This is a genomic window from Mesorhizobium sp. M7A.F.Ca.CA.002.05.1.1, assembly GCF_003998335.1.
Taxonomy (GTDB): domain Bacteria; phylum Pseudomonadota; class Alphaproteobacteria; order Rhizobiales; family Rhizobiaceae; genus Mesorhizobium.
The window spans coordinates 1-5,866 of record NZ_RZQI01000265.1 but is presented as its reverse complement, the minus strand read 5'-3'; the positions used below and the strand labels follow the sequence as shown (position 1 = coordinate 5,866).

The following is a 5,866-nucleotide window of genomic DNA, read 5'->3' as shown; positions in this document are numbered from 1 at the left end:
GAAGGACGCTGCCGCGAAGGATCTCGCCAATCTCCTGCGTTGCTGGAGAGGAGCCGAGGTCGCGGGCTACGCCGAAATCCGTTCGATCACCGCGCCGCAGTTGGACAGCTTTTCTTCCAGCCGCTCGAAGCCGCGGTCGAGATGGTAGACGCGGTTGACCGTGGTCTCGCCTTCCGCCGCCAGGCCGGCGATGACCAGCGACACCGAGGCGCGAAGATCGGTTGCCATGACCGGCGCGCCCTTCAGTTTCGGCACGCCGTCGACGATCGCCGTCTGGCCCGAAAGCGTGATATGAGCGCCGAGCCGCGCCAGTTCCTGCACATGCATGAAGCGGTTCTCGAAGATCGTCTCGGTGATCCGCGACTTGCCCTTGGCCATCGTCATCAGGCCCATGAACTGCGCCTGCAAATCGGTCGGGAAGGCCGGAAACGGCGCTGTCGTCACGTCGACCGGCGAAATGCCGGCGCCGTTGCGCCTCACACGAATGCCGGAATTGGTCGGGGTGATCTCCGCACCCGTCTGGGCGATCACGTCCAGTGCCGTCTGCAGCAGGTCCGGCCGCGCGCCTTCGAGCACGACGTCGCCGCCGGTCATGGCGACGGCCATGGCATAGGTGCCGGTCTCGATGCGGTCGGGGATGACGCGCACGCGCGCACCCGACAGCGATTCGACGCCGTCGATGGTGATGGTTGGCGTGCCGGCGCCGGAAATCTTCGCGCCCATGGCGTTGAGGCACTCGGCGAGGTTGACGATCTCGGGCTCGCAAGCCGCATTTTCCAGCACCGTCTCGCCCTTGGCGAGCGCCGCGGCCATCATCAGCACATGGGTGGCGCCGACCGAGACTTTCGGGAAGATGTAGCGGTTGCCGACAAGCCGGCCATTCCTTGTCTTGGCGATGACATAGCCGGTGTCGACGTCGATATCGGCGCCCAGCGCCTGCAGGCCCTCGAGGAACAGATCGACCGGCCGCGTGCCGATGGCGCAACCGCCCGGCAGCGACACTTTGGCTTCGCCCATGCGGGCCAGCAGCGGGCCGATCACCCAGAACGAGGCGCGCATCTTCGACACCAGTTCGTAGGGCGCTGTGGTGTCGACGATGTTGCGGGCGGAGAAGTTGATGGTGCGCGAATAGCCCTCATTCTGCTTCTCGCGGCGGCCATTGACCGAATAATCGACGCCGTGGTTGCCCAGGATGCGGATCAGTTGCTCGACATCGGCCAGATGCGGCACGTTTTCCAGCGTCAGCGTGTCGTCGGTCAAAAGCGAGGCGATCATCAAAGGCAGCGCCGCGTTTTTCGCGCCCGAGATCGGAATGCTTCCGGAGAGCTTGTTGCCCCCGACAATTCTGATGCGATCCATGGAAGAACGTCCCTCTCGGCCAAAAAGGGCCGGTTCAATCGTTTGAGTAGCGGCCCGTCTAGACCATTGGCCAATCTGGTTCAAGAATTACGCTGGTTCAAGAAATGGGATTTCGCCCACCCCGGGCCAAGAGTGGCCGATTTGAGTTAATCTTTTTGTATTTCCTTCGATGCAGCGAGCCCGTCCGGCCGCTCGTCGGCATCGCCGGTCCGCCGCGAGCGTGACTGCGCCTTGCGCTTCTGCAGATTGGCGCGCAATTGCTCGGCCAGCCGATCCTTGCGGATTGTTGCGCTGTTTTTCGGTGGACCATCCTTTTTCACTGGAATTGCCTTGTCGTCCATCGCCCCGTCCCCGCCGGCGACCCACCAGCTTGCTGTTCAGGGATAGCCAACATTGTGGCACTGCCATGTCATTAAAAGCTATCCGGCAAAGGCTTTCACAGAAGCGTTGCGCTTGGCCTTGCGCTTGCCGGTTCGATATGGCAGAAGCCCCGCCATCAGCGGCTGCGGTAGCTCAGTGGTAGAGCACTCCCTTGGTAAGGGAGAGGTCGAGAGTTCAATCCTCTCTCGCAGCACCAGTTTCCAACATCCTTGTTGCCGCACATTCGTTCTCTGCATTTGCGAGGGCGAGGCGGCTACATGGGAACGGCGCGGCCGTCGTGCTGGCGGACCTCATCAGCCGTGCATTGCTCCAGAAAATGGCTGCCACAGGCAACTCCAGCCGAAACGCGTTCTCGGAAGCGACACGATTCGTTAACCAAGATGCTGTTCATCAACATGACGTGTTGTGGCATGGACGCCTGTCTGCGTCGGTCAAGTCCATGCTTGTCAGGAAGAGGGCTGAAAGGCTCTTCATCTGGGCGGGAACCTGAAATCGCCCGAAACAAAAGAACGTGCAAGGCATGAACGTGAGCGAAAACGTGCAAAACGCCCCCCGTGCTTCCCGTCTTTGGACACTGCCTGCCATCATCGCAGCGTTCCTTTGCCTGTGTGTCACCGGCGCGTTCGCGGAGACGCGTGCTTTGAAGATTCAACATCTCCATACGGGCGAGAAGGCTGAAATCGTCTTCAAGCGCAATGGGCGCTATGATCCGGCGGGATTGAAGAAGATCAATCTCATGCTGCGCGACTGGCGTCGCAACGAACCGACGAAGATGGATCCGCGCCTGCTCGATCTTGTCTGGCAGGCCTATCGCGCCAGCGGCTCGAGAGCCTATATCCACGTGGTCAGCGCCTATCGGTCGCCAGCGACGAACGCCATGCTGCGCAGCCGCTCGAAGGGCGTGGCTCGGGAAAGCCAACACATGGTTGGCCGCGCGATGGACTTCTTCCTGCCGGATGTGCCGCTGAAGAAGCTGCGCGACATCGGCCTCAAGATGCAGGGCGGCGGCGTAGGCTATTACCCGACCTCCGGTTCGCCTTTCATACATATGGATGTCGGCAATGTGCGGCATTGGCCGGGCATCAGCCGCCAGGAACTCGCAAGGGTATTCCCGAACGGCAATACGCTGCATGTGCCGAGCGACGGCAAACCGCTGCCCGGTTATGGGCAGGCGTTTGCCGCCTACAAGTCGCGCAAGGGCGCCGGCACGCCCAACATCGACCTGGCAAGTGCCGACGGCGGCCAACGCAGGCCGGCGCGCGGCCTGCTGGCGACGCTTCTGGGTGGGCGCGGCGCGGACGAGACCGATGATGTCGCCGAAGCGGTGCCGGCGCCACGCAAGCCGGCCAAGTCCGTTGAACCCAGGCCCGCCGGCATCGCAATCGTGCCGCCGCAGGATGCCCAGCGCGCCGACATCCAGATGGCTTCCGTCGATAGGGCCGAAGAATCGCCGATTGGACCGGAGGGGAAGACGCCTGAAGCGATCGTCATGGCCATGGCGCCGGGCTCGGTGCCGCTGCCAGCCTTCGCCCCGCGCAGCGGGTCCACGACCAGCATTCCGACCCCGCAACTCGCGCCGCTTGCAGCAGCCAACGCTTCCACCGCGCGGGCCGAACTGGCCAATCCAACAGCAACCGATGCTGAAATTCCCTCGGGCAAGTCGGCCGGTCCCGCGGGCGGCGCGCCGGACATGGTGGCGTTCAACATCCCGTTGCCGACATGGCGACCGGAAAGCCCGACGCGCCAGCTTGAAGCAGACAAATCCGGCGATGCGGTCGCTGCCTTGCTGGCCTTGAACCACGCCGATGACGGCCACAATGGGTTGGCCGGCCAGCGGGTCTCGGTTGCCCAATCGAAGCCCGAAGATCGCGTCAGGACCAGCCCGAAGGCCGACCGTGTCCAGCCAAATCTCGATCCCGAAGCCACCGCGGTCATCGTGCCGGCAGCGTTGTCCCGGCCGATTGAGACAGGTCGTGGCATCGCCGGCGGAGCTAGCCCTGCGGCGCCCGTCATTGCCGCCAATCTCATCCGCACAGCGCCGGAGCACATCTATCTCGATGGATTCCAGCCGCGAGGACGGACCTCCGATCACCGGCGCTTCACCGGTTCCGCGGTCAAGTTCCTGCCCATCGCCAGCTTCAAATAGACGCCAGCCCTCGTTCGAGCCGACGTGGATGTGTTGCACGACTGGCTTGGCTGCCATGGGATAGCAAGTCATGCCGAACTCTCGATGGCTCTGTAAGAGAAGTTCCAAATTTGACAAACATGTGTGAAATTGTAAGATAATCGTCTTTCCGTCGGCGATGGGCGATGACAATGTCGATCCGCGAAGAACTGGCCAATACGACCGTGGCGTTCACCTCCGCGGAAGAGAAGATCGTCCAGGTCCTGCTCGCTGATTATCCGATGTCGGGGCTGGGCACCGCGACCCGGCTGGCACGGCGCGCTGGCGTCAGTGACCCGAGCGTGACGCGGCTGATGAGCAAGCTTGGCTATGTCGGCTTTGCCGATTTCCAGGCACGCCTGCTCACCGAAGTTGAATCCAGGCTGCATTCGCCGCTTTTGATGATGGAGGCCAAGCGCCCGGGCGGCTCCAGCGAAGGCACCGCACTTGCCTATTTCCATTCGGTTTCCGACAGCCTGGAGCGCACGCGCACGGCAGTGCCGGTGCAGGCCTACACGCGCGCCGTCAACCTGCTGCTGGAGAGCAAGGGGCAGGTCGTGCTGCTGGGCGGCCGGTTCAGCCGGCATATCGCCTCCATGCTGGCCGGCTACCTCCTGCAGTTCCGCTCCGGCGTGCGCGACATCGGTTCGTTGAGCCCCGCCGATTTCGACCTGTTGATCGACCTTGGCAAGCGCGACCTCCTCGTCGTGTTCGACTACCGGCGCTATCAGTCGGACGTGGTGAGCTTTGCCCAGCAGGCCAAGGAGCGCGGCGTCTCCATCCTGCTGTTCACCGATGTCTGGCTGTCGCCGATATCTGACATAGCGGACCTGACCATGGTCGCGGCGATCGACGCCAACTCGCCGTTCGACACGCTGGCAACGGCCGTTGCCCAGATGGAAACCGTGTTCGCCCACGCGCTGGAAGGCCACGGCGCCGGGGTGCGCAAGCGCATCGAGGACATCGAGAAGATCCGCAGTGCCAATGCGGTCACGCTCGATACCGCCCTGTCGTCATCGGCCGACGACGCCGCCAAATCCAAAACCACAAGGAAATAGTGTCGTTGCGCCCAGTGCAGCGATGCAAAGCGCCGCGACGCAGAGAAGGAAGCGACGATGCCCGACAACCAGACCATCATCGATGCCGTGCAGGCTGAGATCGAGACCGATCGCGACTGGTTGATCGGGCTGACCCGCGACATGGTCCGCATCCCTTCGGTCAACCCCAAATTCGAGCCCAATCCGGCGATCAACCGCGAGGCGGATGTCCAGGCGCTGCTCGAACCGATCCTCAAGCAGGACGGGTTCAGGACCGAGCAATGGGATGTCTTGCCCGGTCGGCCCAATCTGGTCGGCGAATGGGCGGGAGACGAGGATCGCAGCCTGATCCTGTGCGGCCATATCGACGTCGTGCCGGTCGGCGCGATGAAGGATTGGTCGGTCGATCCGTTCGGCGGCGAGATCACCAATGGCCGCCTCTATGGCCGTGGCGCCGTCGACATGAAGGGCGGCGTCGCCGCCTGCATCGCCGCCGCGCGCGCGATCCGCAAGGCGGGCATCACGCTGCAGGGCCGGCTCGCCATCCACTCGGTCGTCGACGAGGAAGCCGGCGGCTTCGGCGCCATGGACGCGGTGAAGAAGGGCAAGCTCGCCAAGGCGGTGCTGGTCGCCGAACCGACCTGGGGTGATGTCCTGCCGGTCGAAGGCGGGCTTGAATGGGCGCGGGTGACGATCCGCGGGCGCAACGCCCATTCGGCGCTGCGCTACAACGAGATCTATCCGCAGCGCCACGACAAGGAGCGGCTCGAGCCGGGCGTCAACGCCATCGAGATCGCCGCCCGTTTCATCGCCGCCGTGCGCCAGTATGAGCTGGACCGGACGCGGGCGAAATCGCATCCATTGCTGCCGCTCGGTATGAACACCATCAACATCGGCGTCATGCATGGCGGAACCGGCCTTGGCC

5 protein-coding genes and 1 tRNA gene are annotated in these 5,866 nt (G+C 63.5%); 4 read left to right on the top strand and 2 right to left on the bottom strand.

The genetic code is table 11. The features are described from left to right. Positions 1 to 66: 66 nt before the first annotated feature. A complete protein-coding gene (gene murA / locus EN939_RS15420) occupies positions 67 to 1,359 on the bottom strand; it encodes a UDP-N-acetylglucosamine 1-carboxyvinyltransferase (RefSeq protein ID WP_127268679.1) in 1,293 nt (430 codons plus the stop codon). 146 nt (positions 1,360 to 1,505) lie between these two features. Beyond that, a complete protein-coding gene (locus tag EN939_RS15415) occupies positions 1,506 to 1,700 on the bottom strand; it encodes a hypothetical protein (RefSeq protein ID WP_127268678.1) in 195 nt (64 codons plus the stop codon). Positions 1,701 to 1,861: 161 nt separating this feature from the next. Between EN939_RS15415 and EN939_RS15410 the strand changes: the two genes are divergently transcribed. The 4 genes from EN939_RS15410 to EN939_RS15395 form a co-directional block, all read left to right on the top strand. After that, positions 1,862 to 1,936, top strand: a tRNA-Thr gene (locus EN939_RS15410). Positions 1,937 to 2,260: 324 nt separating this feature from the next. Next, entirely contained in the window at positions 2,261 to 3,886 is a 1,626-nt protein-coding gene (locus EN939_RS15405) for a DUF882 domain-containing protein (protein ID WP_127268677.1), read from the top strand. Positions 3,887 to 4,056: 170 nt separating this feature from the next. Continuing rightward, complete coding sequence (locus tag EN939_RS15400) at positions 4,057 to 4,962, top strand: MurR/RpiR family transcriptional regulator (RefSeq protein ID WP_127268681.1); 906 nt, start codon at positions 4,057 to 4,059, stop codon at positions 4,960 to 4,962. A gap of 57 nt (positions 4,963 to 5,019) precedes the next feature. Next, the coding region (locus tag EN939_RS15395; RefSeq protein ID WP_127268676.1) for a M20 family metallopeptidase at positions 5,020 to 5,866 on the top strand (847 nt) is incomplete at its 3' end.